The sequence below is a fragment of the Streptomyces sp. NPDC096012 genome (genome assembly GCF_040426375.1).
Taxonomy (GTDB): Bacteria; Actinomycetota; Actinomycetes; order Streptomycetales; family Streptomycetaceae; genus Streptomyces.
The window spans coordinates 44,021-67,039 of sequence record NZ_JBEOTD010000010.1; the positions used below are offsets into that span (position 1 = coordinate 44,021).

18 protein-coding genes and 1 pseudogene are annotated in these 23,019 nt (G+C 73.1%); 9 read left to right on the plus strand and 10 right to left on the minus strand.

What is annotated here, in order from left to right; genetic code table 11:
- The first annotated feature begins 262 nt into the window (after positions 1-262).
- Positions 263-2,688: pseudogene (gene lon / locus ABVB68_RS12930) on the plus strand (endopeptidase La).
- Between the two features lie 478 nt (positions 2,689-3,166).
- On the opposite strand, the gene ABVB68_RS12935 reads toward lon, so the two are convergent.
- Entirely contained in the window at positions 3,167-3,991 is an 825-nt protein-coding gene (locus tag ABVB68_RS12935; RefSeq protein ID WP_353601099.1) for a lysozyme, read from the minus strand.
- 241 nt (positions 3,992-4,232) lie between these two features.
- Between ABVB68_RS12935 and ABVB68_RS12940 the strand changes: the two genes are divergently transcribed.
- Entirely contained in the window at positions 4,233-4,724 is a 492-nt protein-coding gene (locus ABVB68_RS12940; RefSeq protein ID WP_353601100.1) for a MarR family winged helix-turn-helix transcriptional regulator, read from the plus strand.
- A 66-nt stretch (positions 4,725-4,790) separates the two neighbouring features.
- On the opposite strand, the gene ABVB68_RS12945 is transcribed toward ABVB68_RS12940, so the two are convergent.
- Positions 4,791-5,579 (minus strand): protein phosphatase 2C domain-containing protein, encoded by a 789-nt coding sequence (locus ABVB68_RS12945; protein WP_353601101.1) that lies wholly within the window; start codon positions 5,577-5,579, stop codon positions 4,791-4,793.
- Positions 5,580-5,952: 373 nt separating this feature from the next.
- Between ABVB68_RS12945 and ABVB68_RS12950 the strand changes: the two genes are divergently transcribed.
- The 6 genes from ABVB68_RS12950 (at position 5,953) to ABVB68_RS12975 (ending at position 12,764) form a co-directional block, all read left to right on the plus strand.
- A complete protein-coding gene (locus ABVB68_RS12950; protein WP_503006096.1) occupies positions 5,953-9,033 on the plus strand; it encodes a sensor histidine kinase in 3,081 nt (1,026 codons plus the stop codon).
- Positions 9,030-9,533 (plus strand): roadblock/LC7 domain-containing protein, encoded by a 504-nt coding sequence (locus tag ABVB68_RS12955; RefSeq protein WP_353601103.1) that lies wholly within the window; start codon positions 9,030-9,032, stop codon positions 9,531-9,533. The genes ABVB68_RS12950 and ABVB68_RS12955 overlap by 4 nt, the downstream gene beginning before the upstream one ends.
- Entirely contained in the window at positions 9,530-9,937 is a 408-nt protein-coding gene (locus tag ABVB68_RS12960) for a DUF742 domain-containing protein (protein WP_353601104.1), read from the plus strand. Before ABVB68_RS12955 ends, ABVB68_RS12960 begins: the two co-directional genes overlap by 4 nt.
- Positions 9,918-10,574: a GTP-binding protein gene (locus ABVB68_RS12965; protein ID WP_353601105.1), complete on the plus strand. Its 657-nt coding sequence runs from the start codon at positions 9,918-9,920 to the stop codon at positions 10,572-10,574. The genes ABVB68_RS12960 and ABVB68_RS12965 overlap by 20 nt, the downstream gene beginning before the upstream one ends.
- A 26-nt stretch (positions 10,575-10,600) precedes the next feature.
- Positions 10,601-11,854, plus strand: coding sequence for a styrene monooxygenase/indole monooxygenase family protein (locus ABVB68_RS12970; RefSeq protein ID WP_353601106.1), 1,254 nt, complete (start codon positions 10,601-10,603; stop codon positions 11,852-11,854).
- 286 nt (positions 11,855-12,140) lie between these two features.
- Complete coding sequence (locus tag ABVB68_RS12975) at positions 12,141-12,764, plus strand: RraA family protein (RefSeq protein ID WP_353601241.1); 624 nt, start codon at positions 12,141-12,143, stop codon at positions 12,762-12,764.
- 166 nt (positions 12,765-12,930) lie between these two features.
- On the opposite strand, the gene ABVB68_RS12980 is transcribed toward ABVB68_RS12975, so the two are convergent.
- From ABVB68_RS12980 to ABVB68_RS12995, 4 genes are all read right to left on the minus strand, one after another.
- A complete protein-coding gene (locus ABVB68_RS12980) occupies positions 12,931-14,061 on the minus strand; it encodes a C40 family peptidase (protein ID WP_353601107.1) in 1,131 nt (376 codons plus the stop codon).
- Between the two features lie 112 nt (positions 14,062-14,173).
- The gene (locus ABVB68_RS12985; RefSeq protein ID WP_353601108.1) at positions 14,174-14,476 is read right to left on the minus strand and encodes a DUF8847 domain-containing protein; all 303 of its coding nucleotides are present in this window, start codon (positions 14,474-14,476) and stop codon (positions 14,174-14,176) included.
- 10 nt (positions 14,477-14,486) lie between these two features.
- Positions 14,487-15,137, minus strand: a complete 651-nt coding sequence (locus ABVB68_RS12990; protein WP_353601109.1) for a TetR/AcrR family transcriptional regulator — start codon at positions 15,135-15,137, stop codon at positions 14,487-14,489.
- Positions 15,138-15,347: 210 nt separating this feature from the next.
- The gene (locus ABVB68_RS12995; RefSeq protein ID WP_353601110.1) at positions 15,348-16,286 is read right to left on the minus strand and encodes an AurF N-oxygenase family protein; all 939 of its coding nucleotides are present in this window, start codon (positions 16,284-16,286) and stop codon (positions 15,348-15,350) included.
- Between the two features lie 325 nt (positions 16,287-16,611).
- Here ABVB68_RS12995 and ABVB68_RS13000 point away from each other — a divergent pair, with 325 nt between their 5' ends.
- Positions 16,612-17,454, plus strand: coding sequence for a hypothetical protein (locus ABVB68_RS13000; RefSeq protein WP_353601111.1), 843 nt, complete (start codon positions 16,612-16,614; stop codon positions 17,452-17,454).
- Between the two features lie 202 nt (positions 17,455-17,656).
- Here the strand turns inward: ABVB68_RS13000 and ABVB68_RS13005 are convergent, their stop codons facing one another.
- From ABVB68_RS13005 to ABVB68_RS13020, 4 genes are all read right to left on the minus strand, one after another.
- Positions 17,657-19,114, minus strand: a complete 1,458-nt coding sequence (locus tag ABVB68_RS13005) for a penicillin-binding transpeptidase domain-containing protein (protein WP_353601242.1) — start codon at positions 19,112-19,114, stop codon at positions 17,657-17,659.
- Positions 19,115-19,137: 23 nt separating this feature from the next.
- Positions 19,138-20,499 (minus strand): FtsW/RodA/SpoVE family cell cycle protein, encoded by a 1,362-nt coding sequence (locus ABVB68_RS13010; RefSeq protein ID WP_353601112.1) that lies wholly within the window; start codon positions 20,497-20,499, stop codon positions 19,138-19,140.
- Between the two features lie 261 nt (positions 20,500-20,760).
- Positions 20,761-22,011 (minus strand): ATP-binding protein, encoded by a 1,251-nt coding sequence (locus tag ABVB68_RS13015; RefSeq protein ID WP_353601113.1) that lies wholly within the window; start codon positions 22,009-22,011, stop codon positions 20,761-20,763.
- Complete coding sequence (locus tag ABVB68_RS13020) at positions 22,008-22,748, minus strand: hypothetical protein (RefSeq protein ID WP_353601114.1); 741 nt, start codon at positions 22,746-22,748, stop codon at positions 22,008-22,010. The genes ABVB68_RS13015 and ABVB68_RS13020 overlap by 4 nt, the downstream gene beginning before the upstream one ends.
- Positions 22,749-23,019 lie beyond the last annotated feature (271 nt).

Consider the following 23,019-nt stretch of genomic DNA (forward strand, 5'->3'; position numbering starts at 1 on the left):
CCGGTGACCTCTCGCTTCCCGTCGTAGGGATCACCGGTTCCGACGGCACGTCCTAGGGATCACCGGTTCCGACGGCACGTCCTAGGGATCACCGGTGCCGACGGCACGTCCCAGAGGTCACCGGTTCCGACGGCACCCCCGTGACCTGGGCGGACGCCGACGCCTTCCACTGATCGCCCACAGCGAACACCGATTCAGGAACATCGGCGACTCCCCGTGCATTGAGCCGACATAGCTCAAGTTGACTGCCTAAGGGGAGATCATGGCTGCTGAGTCCACGGCGTTCACGCTCGTCCTGCCCGTGCTGCCGCTCGACGACGAGGTCGTGCTGCCCGGGATGGTGGTTCCGCTGGACCTGAGCGACGCCGAGGTGCGGGCCGCGGTGGAGGCCGCGCAGGCCGCCGCCCGGTCGGAGCCCGGGAAGCCCAGGGTGCTGCTGGTCCCGCGCATCGACGGGACCTACGCGAAGACCGGTGTGCTGGGCACGGTCGAGCAGGTCGGCCGGCTGGCCGACGGCGATCCGGGTGCCCTGATCCGCGGCCGGAGCCGGGTGCGCATCGGCGCCGGCACCACCGGCCCCGGTGCCGCGCTCTGGGTCGAGGGTGCCCGGGTCGAGGAGAGCGTGCCCGACCCGCTGCCGGGCCAGGCCGCGGAACTCCTCAAGGAGTACAAGGCCCTCGCCACCGCCTGGCTGAAGAAGCGCGGCGCCTGGCAGGTCGTCGACCGCGTCCAGGCCATCGAGGACGTCTCCGCCCTCGCCGACAACTCCGGCTACTCGCCGTTCCTCACCACCGAGCAGAAGGTCGCACTCCTCGAGACCGCCGACCCGGTGGGCTCAGGCTCGCCACCCAGCAGCTGCGCGACCACCTCGCCGAGCAGGACGTGGCCGAGACCATCGCCAAGGACGTCCAGGAGGGCGTCGACAAGCAGCAGCGGGAGTTCCTGCTGCGCCGCCAGCTCGAGGCGGTCCGCAAGGAACTGCGCGAACTGAACGGCGAGCAGGAGGGCGAGGAGTCCGACGACTACCGGGCCCGGGTGGAGGCCGCCGACCTGCCCGAGAAGGTCCGCGAGGCCGCCCTGAAGGAGGTCGACAAGCTGGAGCGCGCCTCCGACCAGTCGCCCGAGGGCTCGTGGATCCGCACCTGGCTGGACACCGTCCTGGAGCTGCCGTGGAACGAGCGAACCGATGACGGCGCCTCCGCCTACGACATCCAGGGCGCCAAGGCCGTCCTGGACGCCGAGCACGCGGGCCTGCAGGACGTGAAGGAGCGCATCGTCGAGTACCTGGCGGTGCGCAAGCGGCGCGGCGACCGGGGCCTGGGCGTCATCGGCGGGCGGCGCGGCGGGGCCGTGCTGGCGCTCGTCGGCCCGCCCGGTGTCGGCAAGACCTCGCTCGGCGAGTCCGTCGCCCACGCCATGGGCCGCAAGTTCGTCCGGGTCGCGCTCGGCGGCGTCCGCGACGAGGCCGAGATCCGCGGCCACCGCCGTACGTACGTCGGTGCCCTGCCCGGCCGCATCGTGCGCGCGATCAAGGAGGCCGGGTCCATGAACCCGGTCGTGCTCCTCGACGAGATCGACAAGGTGGGCTCCGACTTCCGGGGCGACCCGGCCGCGGCCCTGCTGGAGGTCCTCGACCCGGCGCAGAACCACACCTTCCGGGACCACTACCTGGAGGTCGAACTCGACCTGTCGGACGTCGTCTTCCTCGCCACCGCCAACGTCCTGGAGGCCATCCCGGAGGCGCTCGCCGACCGTATGGAGATCGTCCGCCTGGACGGCTACACCGAGGACGAGAAGGTCGTCATCGCCCGGGACCACCTGCTCCCGCGTCAGCTGGAGCGGTCCGGACTGGCCGCGGACGAGGTCACGATCGACGAGAGGGCGCTGCGCAAGCTCGCCGGCGAGTACACGCGCGAGGCGGGTGTGCGCACCCTGGAGCGGTCCGTCGCACGACTGCTGCGCAAGATCGCCGCGCAGCACGAACTCGGCGAGCGGACGCTGCCGTTCACCGTCCGGGACGAGGACCTGCGTGGCCTGATCGGGCGCCCGCACCACGTGCCCGAGTCCGCCCAGGACCCGGCCGAGCGCCGGACGGCCGTGCCCGGTGTGGCGACCGGCCTCGCGGTCACCGGCGCCGGTGGCGACGTGCTCTTCGTCGAGGCGTCCCTCGCCGACCCGGAGACCGGCGCGGCGGGCCTGACCCTGACCGGTCAGCTGGGTGACGTGATGAAGGAGTCGGCGCAGATCGCGCTGAGCTTCCTGCGCAGCCACGGCGCCGAGCTGGAGCTGCCCGTGGGCGACCTGAAGGACCGGGGCGTGCACATCCACTTCCCGGCGGGCGCGGTCCCCAAGGACGGTCCGAGCGCCGGCATCACGATGACGGCGGCTCTCGCGTCCCTGCTCTCCGGCCGCCTGGTCCGCACGGACGTGGCCATGACCGGCGAGGTCTCGCTGACCGGCCGGGTGCTGCCCATCGGCGGCGTGAAGCAGAAGCTGCTCGCCGCCCACCGCGCCGGGGTGACCACCGTGATCATCCCCAAGCGCAACGAGCCGGACCTGGACGACGTCCCGGCCGAGGTGCTGGACAAGCTCGACGTCCACGCCGTGACCGACGTCCGTCAGGTCCTGGAGCTGGCGCTCGCGCCCGCCGTGAACGGCGCGACGCCGGAGGTTCCGGTGGCGGCGTGACGGACGCCGCCGGATGAGTGAGGGCCCGGGCCTCCCGAGAGGGAGACCCGGGCCTTCGCCATGCGCCGCCCCGGCGCCGGCGCCGGGGCCGTGCCCACGCATTGCGCCCCGTGCCGCGCCCAGGGATCCCAGCCGCTCATCTCGCCCTCTGACTCGGCAGGCTGTCCCTGACCGGCAAGATCCCGGGCGGCGCGGAGCACCAACGCAGAATCCGGCGACGAAAGAGGGGGACGGGTGCGGCCTTTCCGGGTGCGGTCAGGCCGCGTGGCCGGCACCGGTGTCGGGCGGTCGGGGCTGGTGTGCGGCGCACGGTGCCGGTGCCACGCGGGCGGTGCCGGTGCGAGGCGCACGGTGCCGGTGTCGCGCGGTCGGTGCGGCGTCGGCTGGTCGGCATCGGTGTCGCAGGTGGGTCGGTGGCCGGGCTCTTCCCGGCCGTGGCCCCTGCCGGGTGCGGCAGGGGCCACGGGGTCGTCCGACGTCAGCCGTTGGCCAGGGCCTGCACCCGGTCCAGGGCTCCGTTGAACACGTCGTGGTCGCCGACGGTCGGGCCGGAGGAGGTGTACTGCCACATCGTGTAGTACGCCCAGCCGGCCGGCAGCGTGCCCGGGTCGGCGGCGTACCGGGCGATCCACAGCGGGTCGTCAGCGGCGAAGCCGCCGTAGTTCCCGGTGCACTGGGACCACCAGCTGGTGGCGGTGTAGATCACCGGGTACCTGCCGGTGCGGGCCCGGTAGGTGTTGACGAAGTCGGCGATCCAGCTGGTCATCTGGCTCGCGGTCTTGCCGTAGCAGGCGGCGCCGTAGGGGTTCCACTCGATGTCGAGGACGCCGGGCAGGGTCCGGCCGTCCCGGGACCAGCCGCCGCCGTGGTCGACGAAGTAGTTGGCCTGGGTGGCGCCGCTGGTGGTGTCCGGGGTCGCGAAGTGGTAGGCGCCGCGGATCATGCCCACGTTGTAGGAGCCGTTGTACTGCTGGGCGAAGTACGGGTTCGTGTAGTACGTGCCTTCGGTGGCCTTCGTGTACGCCCAGCGCACCCCGCTGTTCCACAGGGTCGACCAGGCGACGTTGCCCTGGTACGCGGAGACGTCCACGCCCTCCGTCTGGGTGACGTCGGCCGAGCTGGGCGTGCCGCTGCGGCCGTCGTGCGCGAGGACGCCGATGCCCATGTGGGCGGAGCCGCGGGCGGGCGCGGTCGCGGCCTGGGCGACGGTCAGGGGCAGCGAGAGGGTCAGCGCCGCGAGCAGCGTGGTGAGGAGGGCGGCGAGGGGGCGCGGGCGGACGGGGCCGGGTCTGTGCACGGGCATGACGTGCCTCCGGGGGAGAGGGGTGGGGGAACCATGGCGGTGGCCGGTGCGTGGGGGACCGCACCACTGGCGTGTGCATGCCATTGCTTGCCTGCTGAAGAAGCTACGCACGTAGATACGGGGTGGGAAGAGGGTCCGGAGTCCGCCGTTGGTCTACGCCTGCGAAATACTGACGGAGCTGGGGCGATGAGGGTGAATGACGGAAACTTTCAGGACCGCGAAACCGATCAGAGGTAGTGACGTGCACGAGGACGCGAACGGCGACGCGCATCGCGTCACCGGCCAGGTGACGCCCAGTGGTGCAGACCAGGAGTTCCTGGCGCTGGAGCGCGAGCTGACCGTGCTGCTCCGGCGCGCCCGGGCCAACCAGGGCGAGATGGCCCGCGAGGTCCATCCGGACCTGGAGTCCTCGGCGTACGGACTGCTCATCCGGCTGGACGAGCTGGGCGGCCAGCGGGCCACCGAACTCGCCGCCTACATCGGCGTCGGCAAGGCCACCATGTCCCGCCAGCTGCGCGCCCTGGAGGACCTGGGGCTGATCGCCCGCCAGCCCGACCCCGCCGACGGCCGGGCCTGGCTCGTCACCCTCACCGACGTGGGGCGCGGCCGGGTCGGCAAGGTCCGCGAGGCCCGCCGCGCTCGCTACGTCAGCCAGCTCGCCCACTGGGACCGCCACGAGGTCTCGGAACTCGCCCGGCTGCTGCACGAGTTGAACGGCGTCATGGAGCGGTAGTCCCGCTACCGGGGCCACCCCGTCCGGCCTGGGGCCGCGAGGCCCCGCAAGCTCCGCGAACGCCGCTCACAGCTCCACGTACGCCACCGTCGCGTCGTCGTGCGTCTTGCTGCGCCCCAGGAACGCCCGGTCCTCCCGGTCGGCCGCCTCGAGCTCCCGTACCCGCTCGACCACCGAGCGGGCGCCGGCCTTGACGATCACGTCGAAGAGGGCCGTCCAGTCGCCCTGGTGGAACTTCTCCGTCCAGCGGGTCGCCCCGTCCGTCAGCGCGGCCAGCGCGCGGACCTCGCGTCGGGGCAGGGTGCCGGTGACCGCGCGGGCCGCCACCAGGGGGTCGGCGGCGGCGGTGAAGAAGCCGCCCTCCCTGTTGCGCAGCGTGGCGTCCACCAGAGCGCCGTCGGCCAGCGCGGACGGGGGCAGCCGGTCGAGCCGGTCGTCCAGCACCGCGGTGACCGCGCCGTCGGGCCCCTGCAGCAGCAAGGCCGAATCGGACAGCACCAGGTACTCCACCGTGTCGGCGGACCAGCGGGTCAGGACCACGGTCGCCTGCGGGGTGCGCGGGTGAGAAAGGTCACAGGTGCCGGCGTGGGCCTCGGCGGTCCGGCGGATCGCCCGCGCGAGCACCTCCGGCAGCGTCAGATCTCGCCCGGAAACGGTCAGTTCGGTCAGCGCCCCGCCCAGTCGCGCGGTGAACCAGGGAACGGAGTGGAGACAGCCCGTCGCCCCGCCCGGCGGGGTGACCCCGTCCAGGACGACCACGCAACCTCCCTGTCCGGAGGCGGGTAGTCCGACGCTCGCGAAGTCCTCGTTGGGGCGGGCGGCGGTGCCGGGTTCCGAGACGAGATCAGTTCGCATCCGGCCAGTCTGCACCAGGCCTTCACACCCTTCGCCAAAGGGTGGCAAGCACCGTGGAATCAGCACGACCTCGCAGGTCAGGCGCCTGGTTTGAGAGGGATTGAGATGCTCCGGGAAGGCGTGGTGGCGAATACTGCCAAAGCTGGCCGCCGCGCGTCCAACCGGCCCGCCGCGCAAGGCCGCCGCATGCGCCGGTGGAACTTGCCCGCCAACTCCCCTCCGATGTTCACTCCTTCGGGTGGCGGGTCAGGTGATGCGCGACCACTGCCCACCGGCGCTGGGAGGGTCGGGAACCGTACGAAGCGGGTGCATGGACCACTTGGCTCCGAAATGACGGGGCGCCACCCGGGCCCTTGGGTACACGAGTTCAGGAATGCGAGCACCGGTGCAGAAAAAGCGGCCTCGGCGCACAGGCAGGCAGACGGCCCCCGCAGGGACCGCCCAGCAGACTTCCGTGGGCACCGGCCGTCCCACCCATGTGCGCACTCGGCTGATCGTCGCCGTCGCCGTGGTGGCCGCCGCCGTCGCGGCGGCCGGGGCGCCCGCCGTACTCACGGCCTCCCAGGACGTCGGCGACTCCCAGGGACTGGTGACGCTGGCCACCCGCACCCAGGACGCGCTCTCCCTCGCCCACGCGCTCGCCGACGAGCGCGACGAGGTCACCTCCTACATCGCGGCCGGCCGCGCCAAGGCCAAGGCGCCCTCGGAGGACCGCAGCGCCCGCGTGGACCGGCAGGTCGAGGACCTGCGCGCGAACAGCGACACCCCCGCGAGCCTGCGTGCCGACCTCGACGGCATCGCCGCCGTCCGCCGGGCCGCGCTCACCGGCAAGAGCACCGCCCTCCAGGCCCACCAGGCCTACTCGCGCACCATCACCGACCTGCACCGCATCGCCGCGCAACTGGCCGAGCAGATGCCCCCGCGGGCCGGCTCCGGCGCCCACGCGCTCGTCGAGCTGGACGCCGCCGTCCAGCAGTCCGCCGCCGCCCGCGGCCTGCTGCTGGCCGCGCTGAACGTCCCGTCGAGGACCCAGACGGTGATCAGCCCCACCACCGGCCTGCCCACCACGACCGCCACCTCGACCGAGGCGGACAAAAAGCAGCGCGACGCCCTGACCGCCGCGGCCCAGCAGGCCCGGCTGCGCGCCGACTCGGCCCTCGCCGACTTCCGCGAGAGCGCCCCCGAGGCGGCCGTCGCCTCCTACGGCTCCACGGTCACCGGCCCCGAGGTCAACTCCGCCGAGAAGTACCTCGCCAAACTCACCGACCAGCCGACCCTGGCCGACGACGAGCTGGCCACCAGCACCAAGAAGCTGGACGCCGCCCTGTCCGCCCGCGTCGACCTGATGCGGGGCGCGGAGTCCGCGCTGTACGACCACCGCACCAAGGACCTCGAAAAGCTCCGCGACGACGACGTCACCGCCCTGGAGATCCACCTCGCCGCCCTGGGCGCCCTGCTGCTGCTGACGATCGGCATCGCGACCGGCATGGCCCGCACCCTCACCCGCCCGCTGTCGGTGCTGCGCCGCGGTTCGGCGCGGCTCGCGGAGGCCGAGGACCCCGCGGCCCAGGAACCCATCGCCTTCACCGGCCGCAACGACGAGTTCGCCCAGGTGGTCCGCTCGGTCAACGCGCTGCACGCGCACGCGCTGGCCCTGTACGAGCGCGTGGGCACCCTGGAGACCGACCGCAAGCACCTGGTCGGCCAGCGGCAGAAGATGGCCGACGCCCGCGAGGAACTGCGCGCCGAACTCGCCGAGTCCGCCGCCCAGCTGGAGATGCTGCGCACCAGCATCGGCTCCACCTTCGTCAACCTGGCCCTGCGCACCCTGGGCCTGGTCGAGCGCCAGCTCGGGGTCATCGAGGGCCTGGAGGAGCGCGAGCAGGACCCCGACCGTCTCGCCACGCTCTTCAAGCTGGACCACTTCGCCACCGTCATGCGCCGGCACAGCGAGAACCTGCTGGTCCTCGCCGGTACCGAGCACGTCCAGCAGCACCACGGCCCGGTGCCCCTGGTCGACGTCGTCCGCGCCGCGGTCAGCGAGATCGAACGGTACGAACGCGTCCGCATCGCCGCCCTGCCCCCGCACGCCCACGTCGCGGGCTTCGCCGCCGACGACCTCTCCCACCTCCTGGCCGAACTCATGGAGAACGCCACCTCGTTCTCCCCGCCGGACGTGCCCGTCGAGGTCTCCGGCTGGCTCCTGGAGTCCGGCGAGGTCATGCTCTCCGTCCAGGACGAGGGCATCGGCATGGCCGGGGAGCGCCTCAACCGCCTCAACTCCCGCCTCGCCGAGTTCGACCCGGCATCCCCCTACGACCAGGAGGGCGAGGACGGCCTCGGGCTGGGCCTCTACGTCGTCGCCCGGCTCGCCCACCGGTACGGCGTGCGGGTCCAGCTGCGCGAGCAGAAGCAGGGCGGGATCGCCGCGGTCGTGGTGCTGCCCCCCACCCTGTTCGCCGAGGCCCCGCCGGCCGCGCTCCCGCCCCGGACCACCGTCCCCGGCGGCACGGGCACCTTCTCCCTCCCAGGCGCCGACGCCGAGGCCAACTCCAACGTCCTGCGCGGCCGCGACATGGAGGGCGACGTCCTGGTCGCCCTCGCGGAAAGGGCGGTACGCGACGCCTCCGGCGGCCCGGCCGGGGCGAGCCGGGACGACGCCCCCAACGGCGGGATCGCCGGGAGCCGTGACGGCGCGGCGGCCGGCCCGACCGCGGAGAGCCACGAGGACGCCGTCAGCGGCCCGACCGCGCAGAGCCGGGAAGACGCCGCGGGAGGCCGGGCCGCGGAGCATGACGGCGGCGCCGTGGCCGGTCGGGGCGCGGCGCGTCACGACGACGCCCCGCGCGGTCGGTTCGAGGAGCGTCACGAGCGCGCCGCCGGCGGTCCGGCGCAGGACGGCCTGGACGCCTTCGGCGGCCCGGCGGAGCACGCGCTCCACGAACAGGGCGAACCGGGCACCGCGCACCGGAGCAGCCCCCCGAAGGCCCCGGCGGAGACGGCCGCCGAGACGACGATGGAGCTGCTGCTCCCCGAACTGTCGCAGGAGCCCGCGCGGACCATGCCGCCCGGGCCGGCGGCCGCCCCCGGCGCACCCGCCGCACAGCGGCCGGCCGCACCCGGCGACGAGAGCCGCACGGGCGGTGCCACGCGGAACGGCGACCCCGCCCAGGGCGCGGCCGAGGCGGCCCCGGAGGACCCGGTCACCAGCAAGGGCCTCCCCAAGCGCACACCCAAGATCACCACACCCTCCGCCCCGCCGCGCCAGCGCAGCACCAGCGTCGACGCCGAGGCCCTGCGCCGCAGGCTCGGCGGCTTCCGCCAGGGCGCGCAGGCCGGCTACCGCGACGTGGAGGCGGAGATCTCCGAACAGACGGCCGGCCACCAGCGGCCCGCCGGCTATGCACACGCCGAAGAAACCACGGGGGGCACAGCCGAGGAGGCAAGCAGTTGACCGCGCCCAGTACCTACGGACTGAGCAGTGAAGCCCGCAACCTGCACTGGCTGCTGACCAACCTGGTCGAAGAAGTACCCGGCATCCAGTCCGTCGCCGTGGTCTCCTCCGACGGTCTGCTCCTGCTCTCTTCCGACCCGGGGCACACGGAGGAGGCCCGCCAGGCCCGCGGAGCCCAGCGCGGCGGACCTCGCGGCTCCGCCGCCGACCTCGCCACCATCGTCTCCGGCATCGGCAGCCTCACCGTCGGCGCCGCGAAGCTGATGGACTCCGGCGCGGTCAAACACACGATGGTCGCGATGGAGGAAGGCAGCCTGTTCGTGATGTCGATCAGCGACGGTTCGCTGCTCGGTGTGCACGGTTCCGCCGAGTGCGACATGAGCGTCGTGGCCTACCACATGGCCCTGTTCGTGGGCCGTGCCGGCCACGTCCTCACCCCGGAACTGCGCTCGGAACTGAGGCAGTCGCTCGAGACCCGGCCGACCGGGGGCGAGCGATGAGCGGTACCGCGAAGCTCCCCGTCCGCGGCGGCGACCGCAAGGCCGCCCGCGTGCGCCCCTACTCGCTCACCGGCGGCCGCACCCGCTTCGGCCACGTCCTCCTCGTGGAGACGTTCGTGGCCGCGCTGGAGGCCGGCGAGGAGCGCAAGGAACTGACGAACAGCCCGCTCACCACCCGGATCATGCCGGAGATGCGGGCCATCGTCGAACTGTGCCGCCGTATGCGCACGGTGGCCGAGATCGCCGCGCTGCTGCAGATGCCGCTCGGTGTGGTCCGCGTGCTCCTGAGCGACCTCGCGGACCAGGGAAAGATCCGTGTGTACGGCACCGGAACCGGTCATGGCACCGGCCGTCCGGACCGCGCTCTGCTGGAAAGGGTGCTGAGTGGACTCCGTCGTCTCTGACGCCGTCGCCTCCGCCGGAGGCAACCCCCTCGCCGTCGGACACACCGAGCCCGAGGGTGACCTGAAGTCCTGGCAGACGGACCGCAGCCGGGCCCCCATCGCCACGAAGATCGTGGTGGCAGGCGGCTTCGGTGTCGGCAAGACCACCCTGGTCACCGCCGTCTCGGAGATCACGCCCCTGCAGACCGAGGCGCTGATGACCGAGGCCAGCCAGGAGACCGACGACCTGACGGCGACGCCGGAGAAGCTCACCACCACCGTGGCGATGGACTTCGGCCGCATCACGCTCGACGACGACCTGGTGCTCTACCTGTTCGGCACGCCGGGCCAGCAGCGGTTCTGGTTCATGTGGGACGACCTGGTGCGCGGCGCGATCGGTGCCGTGGTGCTGGCCGACACCCGCCGCCTGAAGGACTGCTTCCCGGCGCTGGACTACTTCGAGAGCTGCGGACTGCCGTACGTCGTCGCGGTGAACCACTTCGACGGCAGCGAGCGGTTCCAGCCGGAGGACGTACGGGAGGCGCTGACCATACCCGCGCACATCCCTGTCATGATCATGGATGCGCGACGGCGGATCTCGGTCATCGAGACCCTGCTGGGCCTGGTGGCCCACGCGCTGGACGAAACCCCCGAGTAGTCCCCACCCGTAGGAGAACCACCCGCATGCGGAAGATACTCGTCGTCGGAGCCGGCCAGTCCGGACTCCAGCTCGCTCTCGGCCTGCAGTCGCACGGTTACGAGGTCACCCTGATGTCGAACCGGACCGCGGACGAGATCCGCTCCGGCCGGGTCATGTCGACGCAGTGCATGTTCCACACCGCCCTGCAGCACGAGCGCGATCTCCAGCTGAACTTCTGGGAGTCCCAGGCCCCGAAGATCGAGGGGCTCGGCGTCTCGGTCGCGGCCCCCGGCTCGCACGACCCGGGCCCCACGCAGCGGGCGATCGACTGGGTGGGCAGGCTGGACGGGTACGCGCAGTCGGTCGACCAGCGCGTGAAGATGGCCGGCTGGATGGACACCTTCGCCCAGCGCGGCGGCCAGCTGGTCATCCACGGCGCGGCGGTCGGCGACCTCGACTACTTCTCCCGCACCTACGACCTCGTCCTGGTCGCGGCGGGCAAGGGCGAGCTGGTGTCGATGTTCGCCCGGGACCCGGAGCGCTCCCCGTACGCCGAGCCGCAGCGCGCCCTCGCCGTGGCGTACGTCCACGGGCTCGGCCCGCGCCCGGAGCACCCGGAGTTCGACGCGGTCCGCTGCAACCTGGTCCCCGGGGTCGGCGAGCTGTTCATCATGCCGACGTTCACCACCTCCGGCCGGGCCGACATCCTGTTCTGGGAGGGCATACCCGGCGGCCCGCTCGACGCGTTCAAGGGCATCAAGGACCCGGCCGAGCACCTCTCCCTGACCCTGGAACTCATGGAGAGGTTCACGCCCTGGGAGTACGCGCGGGCGACGAAGGTCGAACTCACGGACGCCGGCGGCACGCTGGCCGGCCGTTACGCGCCGACCGTCCGCAACCCCGTCGGCCGGCTGCCCGGTGGCGGTCTGGTCCTCGGCGTGGCCGACGTGGTCGTCGCCAACGACCCGATCACCGGGCAGGGCTCCAACTCCGCGGCCAAGTGCGCGGCCGCCTACCTCGCGTCCATCCTGGAGCGGGACGACAAGCCCTTCGACGAGGAGTGGATGCGCGCCACCTTCGACCGCTACTGGACCACCGCCCAGCACGTCACCAAGTGGACGAACGCGATGCTGGCGCCCCCGCCGGAGCACGTCCTCAACCTGATCGGCGCGGCCGGCCAGCTGCAGCCGGTCGCCGACCGCTTCGCCAACGCGTTCAACGACCCGGGCGACTTCGAGAACTTCTTCTACGACCCGGAGAAGACGGGCGCCTACCTGGCGTCGGTCACCGAGGCGTGACAGTCCGCTGACAGTTCTCCGGCCCGCCGTCGGGCTGTCGTCGACAGTCGGCGTCGGCCACCCCCGGACGCCCGGATGCGGCCCGGGGGTGGCCCGACGCATTCCCGGTCGCCGCCGCCTCCATGGCGTCACCAGAGCGACGACTCCCGCTTTCATCTTGACGTCAAGATTTCCGCCCCGGCAGGCTGTCCTGTGAGCGCTTCGACCGTCCGGCCAGAGGGCGGCCACGGGCGCTGAGGCAAGGTCAGCCGCTGTTCCTCGCGTACGGGGGACGAAGGAGGAGAACATCAGCGACGCCGGCGCATTCGCGAGCATCCCGCCCACCACCCTCGCCGACCTCCTGGGCCGGGCGCAGGTCATGGACATCGGCATCCGCCCCCTGTGGTCCTCGATGCCGCGCCTGGCGGGCCCCGCCTTCACCGTGCGGTGCCCCCCTGGCGACAACCTCATGCTGCACGCCGCCATCTACCGCGCGGAGCCGGGTTCGGTCATCGTCGTCGAGTCGGGTGATGTCGACTACGCACTCGCCGGGGGGAACGTCTGCGCCGTCGCCCAGCGTCGGGGCATCTCGGGATTCGTGCTCGACGGGGTGATCCGCGATGTCGCGGAGGCGCGCGAGATCGGCTTTCCCGTCTTCGCCCGGGGGGTGATCCCCGTCCCCGGGACCAAGGCGGCCGTCGACAGGCTGAACCTCCCGGTCCGGTGCGGCGGTGTGAAGGTGGACCCCGGCGACATCGTGGTGGCCGACGAAGAGGGCCTCGTGGTCGTTCCCGGCGCCCACCGGGACGAGGTGCTCCTCGCGGCCCGGGCGAAGCTCGCCGAAGAGGCGGCCCGATCCCTCGAAGCCTGGGAAGAGGCCCATCGAAGGCGTATCGACGAGATCCTCCACGAGAACGGATTCCGGGACTGACCGACGCCCCGCCCCGGGGGGAGAGGGACGGGTACCCCGCCCGGGCCGATCGGTCGCCGCGTGCGGGGACCGTCGTGGCGGGAGCCGCCGTGGGTCCGGTGGCGACCGGCGGCAGCGGCCGTGCGGGGCCGCCGGTCCGCCTCTCCGGGCCGGACGGGACGCAGGCCTACCCGGCCCCGGTCGCCGGGGCCTGAGCGGCGGCCGGGCGGGGGCGGGCCGCCGGCGTGGGGCCGTCCGTGGCCGGTCGCGCGGTGCCCCGTGCTCCCGGCGGTTCGTCCGGGCGCACCGCGCCCAGGACCGGATAGGAGGCCAGGGGCGAGAGCTTCACCCGCTCGCCCGGCCTCGGCGCCTGTACGACCTTGCCGTCGCCGACGTACATCGCCACGTGCGTCGCCTCGGGGAAGTAGACGACGAGGTCACCGGGGCGCAGCTCCTTCAGCGGGATGTGCTCGAGCCGGCGCCACTGCTCCTGGCTGGTGCGGGGGATCGGTGTGCCCGCGTGCTCCCAGGCCTGCGAGGTCAGGCCCGAGCAGTCGTACGCCGAGGGACCCTGGGCCCCCCACCGGTAGGGCTTGCCGAGCTGGTCCATGGCGTAGTGGACGGCGCGGTCGCCCTCGCCGGAGGCCGGGCGGTCCGTCGGCAGGGCGCCGGCGGTGGTGAGCTTCCGCTGGGCCTCGTCCACCCCCTGCTGCTCCAGCCGGGCCACCGCGGCGAGCTGGGCCGGGGTGAGGGAGGCCAGCAGGCGTTCGACGTCCCCCAGCCTGGCCTGGACGTCGTCGCGTTGCTTCCGCTGCCGGTCCGCGAGGGTGAGCTGGGTGTCGAGCGCCTTGCGGGCCGACCGGGCCAGGGTGTCCGCCCGCTTCTCCGCGGCGGTCAGCCGGGTCACCGTCCGGGCGTGCTCGCGCGTCAGCTCGCCGATGACGTGCCCCTCTTCCAGGGCGTGCTGCGGGTCGCGGGCGAGGAGCAGGCGGAGGTAGGGGCCGAGGCCGCCGCTGTTCTGGTACTGCTGGCGGGCCAGGCGGCCGGCGTCGGTCCGGCTGCCCCGCAGGGCGAGGCGGGCGCGGGCCAGTTCGCCGTCCAGCCGGGCCACCTCGGCGCGCTGCCGGGCGAGTCCGACGGCGGTGGCGTTGTAGGTCTCGGTGGCCTGTTCGGTCTTCCGGTACAGCTGCTGAAGGTCCGTCAGCAGCTGCGAGACGGACTGCTCCGAGGCCGGTGCGGCCACCGCCGGCACCGGCGCGAGGACGGCCTGGGCCGCCATCGCGGCGGTACAGGCCAGACGGAGAAGCCTTCCTGACACGTCATCACCTCCGGTGCGGCGGAAGCGGACTCCCCGCCTCTCGTGGCAACCCGATAATCAGACGTGAAGGTGCCCGTTATGTGTGACGTGTGCGCGGTTCGGCGCAGCGCTTTCACCCGTTCGCGTCATCCGGCTTGCCGAACGGCGGGACGTCCGGCTTGGACCAGGGCCACCTGAGCCGGCCGCCGGAGGTGTCGTCCGGGTCGTACCGGTACTTCCACCCCTGGACCAGTCCGAGCCGCTTGCTGTGCCCCCGGGGCACCCGGCGGTAGACCAGCACGGTGGGCGACCCGCCTCCGGAGTCCGGGACGGGGATGCGGTACGTCTTCGGGGGGTGTCCGGTGGGGCCGAGCAGTACGGGCAGCACGCGCCCGTCCATGGGGCCGTCCTCGAAGGGGATGTCCTGGCTCTTCACGGCTCCAGTCTCAGCCTTCCCCGGCGAGCGCGCCGACGACGGCCGCCGTCTGCGGGTCCCGTCCCGCGGTGACCGTGAGGACGGCGACGAACTGCTCCACCAGCCAGTCGCGCAGCTCCTCGACCGGGGGCTGCTTGTCCTCGTCCAGCCAGATCAGCGAGGCCGCCTCCACGGCCGTGATCCAGGTCCGGACCGTCATGCGCAGCCGCGGGCCCGGTGCGGGAACGCCGAGGTGGCTGTAGATGTGCTCGGCGGCGGCCCGGCGCACCCCGTCCACGATGGCGGTCGTCCGGGACGTCTCCACCACGCTGCCGCCCTGCAGCAGCGCGCTGAAGCCGGTGTCGTGCTCGTCCACGAAGGTCAGATAGCGGTCGAGGGCGTGGGACAGCCGGGGCAGCAGCGGACCCTCGCGGGGTTCGTCGAAGCACTGCCGGAGCTCCTCGGCGGCGGACCGGAGGGCGGCCTCGTACAGCTGCTGCTTGCCGCCGGGGAAGTAGCGGTACACCAGCGGACGGGAGACCCCGGCCGCCTCCGCCACGTCGTCCAGCGACACGTCCTCGGGGGCGCGGTGCGCGAAGAGGGACAGCGCGGCGGTGAGGAGCTGGCTACGGCGTTCCTCGACGCTCAGGCGGCGGTACGCGGGGGTGGCGGCCGGGGTCATGACGGGCAGCCTAATCGCCGTACGGCCACGGGAGCGGGGCGGCCGCCCGCCCTGCGACGCCCCGCGGTACGGCGCCCGACGTCCCGTTGTATGGCGCCCGACGCCCCGCTGCACGCCGTTCGAGGCCACGCTGTACGGCGCCCGAGGCCACCCTGCACGGCGCCCGGCGCCCCGCTGCACGCCGTCCGCCGGCGCCGTGGATCCTCCGTCTCAGGCCAGCAGGCCCGAGGACTTCCACAGCCGCCGTCCGACGCCCCGCAGCACCCCGATGTCGTCCAGGAAGTCGGTCAGCTTCTTCGCGCCCGTCTGCATGACCTCCCGGCGGTGCGCGCTCGCCTTCACCTGGGCCATGGCCTCCCGCTTGTCGAGGCCCACGTTCGCGTACACGTCCGGGTTCACGAAGGCGACCGAGAACACCCGCGCGAACTCCCCGGACGTGACCCGGGTGAACTCCTGGGACCACTTCGGGGCGGTCACCATCTGGCGCCGCAGCTCCTCACGGGCGTACCGGACGTGGCGCGCCTCCTCGACCACGTGGATGCGCGTGACGCCCCGGATCAGCGGCTGCACCCGCTCGTCGGGGAACGTCAGCCGCTGCATCCAGTCCAGGATCTCCTCGCCGAGCAGCGTGGCCGTGAAGGAGCCGGGGGTCGTCGAGACGGTCTTGAACAGGCGGCCGAGGTTCAGGTGGGCGCGGCTCACCGGGTACCAGGGCGTGCCGCCCCGCGAGATCAGCCGCGCGAACATCTTCGAGTGCCGGCACTCGTCCTCGATCTCGGTGAGCGCGTACCGCACGTGCGCGCTCGTCGCCGCCTTGTCGTAGATGTGCCGGACGAGCAGCTGCATCAGGATGATCTCGAACCAGATGCCGAGCGAGGCCAGGGCGGCCGCCTCGTGCTGGGAGAGCAGGATGCGCTGTTCCTCGCTCATCCGCTTCCACATCGGGGTGCCGTACAGCGACACCAGCTCCGGCGGCCAGAACCACTTGCCCTCCTCGAAGGGTGCGTCCCAGTCCAGCTCCCTGTCCGGGTCGAAGGAGTGCTTGGCTGAGGAGACCAGCAGCCGTTCGGCCACCTGCTCCCGGTCCTTGAGCAGGCCGAGCGCGTCGCGCAGGCCGTCCAGCGCGTCCGCTTCCGTCAGGGTCGTCATGGCTCCCTCACCTCGTTACCCGGGGGTACGTCGTCCGCCTCTTATGAGACTGCCTGTCAGCAAGGTCGTCAATCCCTCGCGCGGGACTTGTTGACTCCGCATCCACGGAACGCTTCGCGGCGCCGGAGCGGGGACGGGTGGCCGAGACACGAGAGGGCGGTCGAAGCGAGCGCGGGGACGGGTGGCCGAGATGCGAGAGGGCGGTCGAAGCGGGCGCGGGGACGGGGAGCCGTGCGCAGGGAGAGGGGACTGGCCGTAGCGGGCGGGAAAGGGTGAATCGGGGCGCGGTTTCCGGCCGTTCACCCGTGTGCAGTAGCGTGCTGGCGTGTCCATGCCTCCGCCGCCACAGCCGCCGCAGCATCCGTATCAGCCCCAGCCTCCGTACGGTCAGCAGCCTCCGCAGCCCCCGTACGGCCAGCAGCCCCCGCAGGCCGCCCCGGGTCCGTACGGCGCGCCGTACCCCCAGCAGCCGTACCCCCCGCAGCAGGCCCACCCCCAGCAGCCGTACCCCGCCTGGGGTGCGCCGCCCCTGGCGCCGCCCCCGAAGAAGCGCCGGGTCGGTCTGGTGCTCGGGATCGTGGGCGGTGTGATCGCGGCGGCCGTCGCGGCGCTCGTCCTGATCGGCGTCCTGGCCGACAGCGGCTTCCCCGCGGCCGAGAACAAGCTCACCCTGCCCAAGTCGCTGCTGGACGGGCAGTACCGACTGAGCCAGGACATGTCCGCGTCCGAGGGCAGGAAGATCGAGTCCGAGGCGGACGGCGCCTGGGACGCCAAGGACACCCACGGTGTCGTCGGCACCTACACCGCGGGCGGTGACGGGACGAAGGGCACCCTGGTGGTGTCGGGCATGTACGGCCGGTTCAAGAACAGCGACGCGGCGCGCAGGAACATGATGAAGGGCGCCGCCGGGAGCGGCAGCGCGACGGTCGCCGTGCCGCCGAAGGAGTTCGACCTGGACGTCACGATCAGCTGCCAGGTGCTGACCCAGGACCAGCTCGGCACCAAGGTGACCCTGCCCATGTGCGCCTGGGCCGACGGCAACACGGGTGCCACGATCGCCGAGGTGACCACGGCCGCCGTGGCGCAGAGCCCGTCGGACGTGGACCTGGAGGCGCTCGCCAGGAGGACCGTCAAGATCCGCTCGGAGATGGTCGAGCCGATCGGCTGACCGCGTGCGGCCGCGCGGCCGCACGCGGACGACCGCGGCGGGTGCGAGGGCGTACCGGTGCCACCGGCCCGTACGCCCTCGGCGCGGCCGATGTCCCCGTCCCACGCCCCCGGCGCGGCCGCGTCCCGTCCCGCGGCGCGGCCGTCCCCGTCCCACGCCCTCGGCGCGCGGCCGCGTCCCGTCCCGCGGCCGGCGCCCCCTCTCACAGGCCGAGAACCGCCCGCATCACGTCCTTCGCGATCGGTGCCGCGTCCCCGCCGCCGCTGATCTCACCGCGGTCCGCCGAGGCGTCCTCCACCACCACCGCGACCGCCACCCCCGGCTCCACGGCGTCGTCGGCCTGCGCCCAGGAGACGAACCAGGCGTACGGCACACCGGTGTTGCCGACCCCGTGCTGGGCGGTGCCGGTCTTGCCGCCGACGATGGCGCCGGGGATGGCCGCCTGCGTACCGGTGCCCTCCTCGACCACGTCGGTCATCAGCTCCTTCAGCCGGGCGGCCGTCGACAGCCGCATGACCTGTCGGACCGGACGCGGCCCGGCCCCCGCGACCGTCTCCCCGCCCTTGCGGGTGGTCCGCTCCACCAGATACGGCGTCCGCAGCTGCCCGTCACCCGCCACCGCCGCCGCCACCATCGCCATCTGCAACGGCGTGGCCCGCGTGTTGTACTGCCCGATCGAGGACAGCGCCAGCTGCGCCTTGTCCACGTGGCTGTCGAAGGTGCTGGGCGAGACGGAGAACGGGATGCGCAGCCCGGTGTCGCTGAACCCGAACGCCCGTGCCGTGGCCGTCATGTCGGCGACGCCCACGTCCACGCCCAGCTTGGCGAACACCGTGTTGCACGACCACTCGAAGGCCGTCCGCAGTGAGGCGTCACGGCAGCCGTCTGCCTCGTTGGTGAGCCGGGTCGTGGTGCCCGGCAGCCGGTACGGGTCGGGCGAGTCCGTCCGCGCGTCCGGATCCTGAACCACGCCGGCGTCCAGCGCCGCCGCCGCGGTGACCACCTTGAACGTCGAACCCGGCGGATACGTCTGCCGCACCGCCCGGTTGAGCATCGGCTTCTCCGGATCGTGGTTGAGCCGCGCCCACGCGGACGACACCGCCTCGCCGTTGCCGGAGAGCGCCGAGGGGTCGTACGACGGGCTGGTCACCAGGGCCAGCACCCGGCCCGTGGCCGGCTCGATCGCCGCGACCGCGCCCTTGCGCCCGGCCAGACCCCGGTACGCCGCCTCCTGCGCCCGGCGGTTCAGGGTCGTCACGACGTCCCCGCCCGGACTCCGCTTGCGCGTCACGTCGTTCCACAGGGGCAGCGGCGACAGCATCGGATCGGTGCCGGAGAGCAGCCCGTCGTGGCTGTGCTCCAGGAAGGTGGTGCCGTACATCTGCGAGGCGAAGCCGGTGACCGGGGCGAACAACGGGCCGTCCCGGTAGGTGCGTTCGTAGCGCAGCTGCTCCCCGGTGTCCACGGACCCGGTGACCGGCTCGCCGCCGACCAGGATGTCCCCGCGCGGCTGCTGGTAACGGGCGATCGTGGGGCGCCGGTTGGCCGGGTTGTCGTCGTAGCGGCGCGACTGCACCAGCTGCACGCGGGCCGCGTTGACCAGCAGGGCCGCCAGCAGCAGGGTGCAGAACGCGCAGGCGTGCCGGATGTACCGGGCCATCGGCCGTCCGCCGGAGTAGTCGGTCACGGGGCCTCCTGCCCGTCGTACTGGCTGCGTGCCGAGTCGCTCACCCGGATCAGCAGGGCCACGATCGCCCAGTTGGTGACCACGGAGGAGCCGCCCTGGGCGAGGAACGGCATCGCCATGCCGGTCAGCGGGATCAGCCCGGTGACCCCGCCCGCGATCACGAACACCTGCAGCGCGAGGATGGAGGCCAGCCCCACCGCGAGCAGCCGGCCGAACGGCTCGCGCAGGGCCAGCCCCGCCCGGTAGCCGCGCTCCACGAGCAGGGCGTACAGCAGGATGATCGCCGCGAGCCCCGCAAGGCCCAGCTCCTCGCCCGCCGTTGCCAGGATGAAGTCCGACTTCACGGCGAAGCCGATGAGGATGGAGTGCCCGAGCCCGAGCCCGGTGCCGAGGAAGCCGCCGGCCGCGAAGGCGAACAGCGACTGGGAGAGCTGGTTGGGCCCCAGTCCGGCCTCGATGGTGGCGAACGGGTGCAGCCAGTCCTCGATCCGGCCGTTCACGTGCGGCTCGACACGGCCGACGGCGACCGCGCCGAGGACCGCCAGCACCAGCCCGACCGCGATCCAGCCGGTACGGCCGGTGGCGACGTACAGCAGCACCACGAAGAGGCCGAAGAACAGCAGCGAGGTCCCCAGATCGCGCTCCAGCACGAGCACGCCGACGCTCAGCAGCCAGATCGTCACGATCGGGCCGAGCACCCGCCCGGTCGGGAACTGCATCCGCCACACCCGGCGGCCGGTGTACGCGAGGGCGTTGCGGTTGTCGGCCAGATAGGCGGCGAAGAACACCGCCAGCAGCACCTTCGCGAACTCGCCCGGCTGGATGGAGAATCCGGCGACGCGGATCCAGATGCGGGCGCCGTTGACCGCCGGGAAGAGGATCGGCAGCAGCAGGAGCGCCAGCGCCGCGACCACGCACACGTACGAGTACCGCTGGAGGATGCGGTGGTCGCGCAGCACAAGGACGACAGCGATGAACAGTCCCACCCCGAGCGTCGACCACACCAGCTGGGTGGGGGCCGCCCGGTCGCCCGGGGTCTCCAGGTCCAGCCGGTAGATCAGCACCAGCCCGAGCCCGTTGAGCAGCACGCCGATCGGCAGCGGCAGCGGATCGGCGTACGGCGCCCGGACACGGACCGCGATGTGCGCGAACAGGGCGAGCACCCCGAGTCCGGCGCCGTAGCCGACGGCACCCGGCGGGACGGTACCGGTGCGCGCCAGACCCACCGCGCAGTAGCCGTACACGGACAGCAGCACCGCCAGCACGATCAGCGCGAGTTCGACGCCCCGGCGCCGGGGGAGGCGTACGGCACGCGCGGGCGCCTGGGCCGCCGCCACGGTGGTTCCGGCGTTCGTCATGCCCGGAACCTACCCAAACGTGACGTCTTGCGCCCCAAGCCCATCACCCCCGCGTGGCGAGCCCCGGCTCCGGCGGAGCCGGGCGGGGGAGCGCCGACTTGCGGAGCGCCGGCTTCGGCGGAGCCGGACAGTGGGGGGGCGCCGGCTCCGTCGAAACCGGCGGAGCCGGACAGGGCAGCCCCGTGGCACCCGTACCCGGACTCCCGGCATCGGCGTCAGCCCCTTCGGGCCCGACCCCCTGCCCCGGGCACCCCCCGCCCCTCACTCCTCCTCGGCCGCGGGCAACGTCAGTGTCGCCACCGCGCCCCCGTCCGCCGCGTTGCCGAAGCAGAGCCGGGCACCCAGGACCTCCGCCTGGCCCAGGGCGATGGTCAGCCCGAGGCCGTGGCCCTTGGACCCGCCCTCCGTGCGGAAGCGCTGCGGCCCGTGGGTCACGAGGTACTCCGGATATCCGGCCCCGTGATCCCGCACGGTCACGACGGGCCCGTCCACGGTCAGCACGACCGGAGGGTGGCCGTGCTTGTGCGCGTTGGCCACCAGGTTGCCCAGCACCCGCTCCAGCCGCCGCCGGTCGGTCTCCACGCGCTGGTCCCGCACGATCCGCACCTCGGTGTCCGTGCCCGACGCCCGGACCACCCGCCCGGCCAGCGCCCCCAGCCCCTCGGTGTCGGCCTCCAGCCGCTCCCGGCCGGTGTCCAGCCGGGAGATCTCCAGCAGGTCCTCGGTGAGCGTGCGCAGCGCCGCCACCCGGTCCCGGACCAGCTCGGTCGGGCGGCCCGGCGGCAGCAGCTCGGCCGCCGCGTGCAGCCCGGTCAGCGGGGTGCGCAGCTCGTGCGCCACGTCCGCGGTGAACCGCTGCTCGCTCAGCAGCTTGCCCTGCAGCGACGACGCCATGGTGTCCAGGGCCGCCGCCACCGCGGCCACCTCGTCCTGCGGGCGGCTGGCATCCCGCGTACGCGGGTCGTGCACCCGGGCGTCCAGGTCCCCGGCGCTGATCCGCCGCGCCACCCGCGCGGTGCCGTGCAGCCGCCGGGTCACCCGGGTCACCGCGAACACGCCGACCAGCACCGTCGCCCCGATGGCGAGCACGGAGGACCACAGGATCGCGTTGTCGAGCCCGGCGATGGTGCCCGACTGCTGGGAGTAGTCGACCTCCACGGCGAGGGCCCGGTGCCCGGCCGCCGGACCGGCCGCCCACATCGTCGGGTGCCCCCGGTGCCTCGACACCATCGTGCCGCGCTCGCCGGCCGCCGCCAGGGACCGCAGCGGCGCGGGCAGCCCCCCGGGGTCGACCCCGGCACCCGGCAGCAGCCGGTCCCCGGCCTCGTACGCCTCGGTCGCGTCCGCGAGCCGGGACAGCGCGAGGTCGCGGGCCTGGCCGACGGTCTGGTTGGTCACCGAGACGTGCACCAGGACGCCGAGCAGCGCGGCCAGCGCACAGCACATCACCGTGATGAACGCGGCGGCCTTCACGGCGAGCGTGCCGGCCCACTGGGGCAGCCCCGGTCTCACCGCGTGCTCGCGGACGGGCTGACCGACGGGGAGGGCGACGGCGCCGGCTTCTTGCCGTGCCGGCGGCCGTCGGTGTGCAGGTACTCGTCGCGGGAGAACGTCATCGCGCGCTCATGGGGATCCCACACCCACGTGGTGCGGTACTCGTAGCCGGAGATGTCGGCCGGGGAGCGTTCGATCAGCGCCCGGTCGGCCAGCTCCACCCCGATGATCGCGTCGTTGTCCGACAGCACCTGCACGAGCCGGTGCTTCTCCACGGTGTAGACCCGCACCCCCGTCTGGTTCGTCGGGTAGAGCCGGAAGCCGAGCGTCAGATCGGCCTTGCCGTCCCCGGTGAGATCGCGGTAGTACGGCTTCAGCAGCGGGCAGCGCGCCTCGTCCCCGCCCGCCCGGCACTCCTTCATCCGGTCCGGGGTCCCGCCGTAGGCGCCTTTGCCGGCGTAGTCGTCGGGATGCGCCTTGATCTCCGCCTCCACGACGTCCACCGGGTCGACCCTGCGGATGTCGTCACCGGGCACCCGCACCCCCTCGACGATCGCCCTGGTCGCCACGTCGTAGGGGTAGGCGGGACTGGACGCCGGCCTGAGGTCCGGCCAGAGCCGGGCGGGGCTGACCGCGGTCGGGGTGGACCCCGCGCCCTGCAGTGCGCCGGTGTCCCCGCAGGCCGTCGCCGTCGCCGACAGCAGGGCGACGGCGGTCACGGCGAGGGCGGTGCGCTGCAGGCGGCGGGATGACACGGTGCTCCTGGGGGCGTCGGGATCGGTCGGGGCCCGTCCACCTTAATTCGTCGTTTCGTATGCAAGTGTTCCAAGATTCCGAGAGAAGTCCGTTTTGCTCGGTCGCGGCGAGTGCCCGTTTCGGGGCATTCGCCGCGGCCGAAGACCGGGGAGCGTCCGTCTCCCGGGCGTCCGGTCGCGGCCGGAGCCCGGGGGCGTCCGATGTCCCAGTATCCGGGGCGGGGCCGGAGACCCGGGCCGGAAACCGCGGCCGGAAACCGGGGGACCGGTT

Bases quoted from the DNA above. Each gene is read 5' to 3' on its own strand.
- ABVB68_RS12935 (WP_353601099.1), bottom strand. From the start codon at position 3,991: ATGCCCGTGCACAGACCCGGCCCCGTCCGCCCGCGCCCCCTCGCCGCC.
- ABVB68_RS12970 (WP_353601106.1), top strand. From the start codon at position 10,601: ATGCGGAAGATACTCGTCGTCGGAGCCGGCCAGTCCGGACTCCAGCTC.
- ABVB68_RS12950 (WP_503006096.1), top strand. From the start codon at position 5,953: ATGCGAGCACCGGTGCAGAAAAAGCGGCCTCGGCGCACAGGCAGGCAG.
- ABVB68_RS12960 (WP_353601104.1), top strand. From the start codon at position 9,530: ATGAGCGGTACCGCGAAGCTCCCCGTCCGCGGCGGCGACCGCAAGGCC.
- ABVB68_RS13010 (WP_353601112.1), bottom strand. From the start codon at position 20,499: ATGACGAACGCCGGAACCACCGTGGCGGCGGCCCAGGCGCCCGCGCGT.
- ABVB68_RS12995 (WP_353601110.1), bottom strand. From the start codon at position 16,286: ATGACGACCCTGACGGAAGCGGACGCGCTGGACGGCCTGCGCGACGCG.
- ABVB68_RS13005 (WP_353601242.1), bottom strand. From the start codon at position 19,114: ATGGCCCGGTACATCCGGCACGCCTGCGCGTTCTGCACCCTGCTGCTG.
- ABVB68_RS12945 (WP_353601101.1), bottom strand. From the start codon at position 5,579: ATGCGAACTGATCTCGTCTCGGAACCCGGCACCGCCGCCCGCCCCAAC.
- ABVB68_RS12990 (WP_353601109.1), bottom strand. From the start codon at position 15,137: ATGACCCCGGCCGCCACCCCCGCGTACCGCCGCCTGAGCGTCGAGGAA.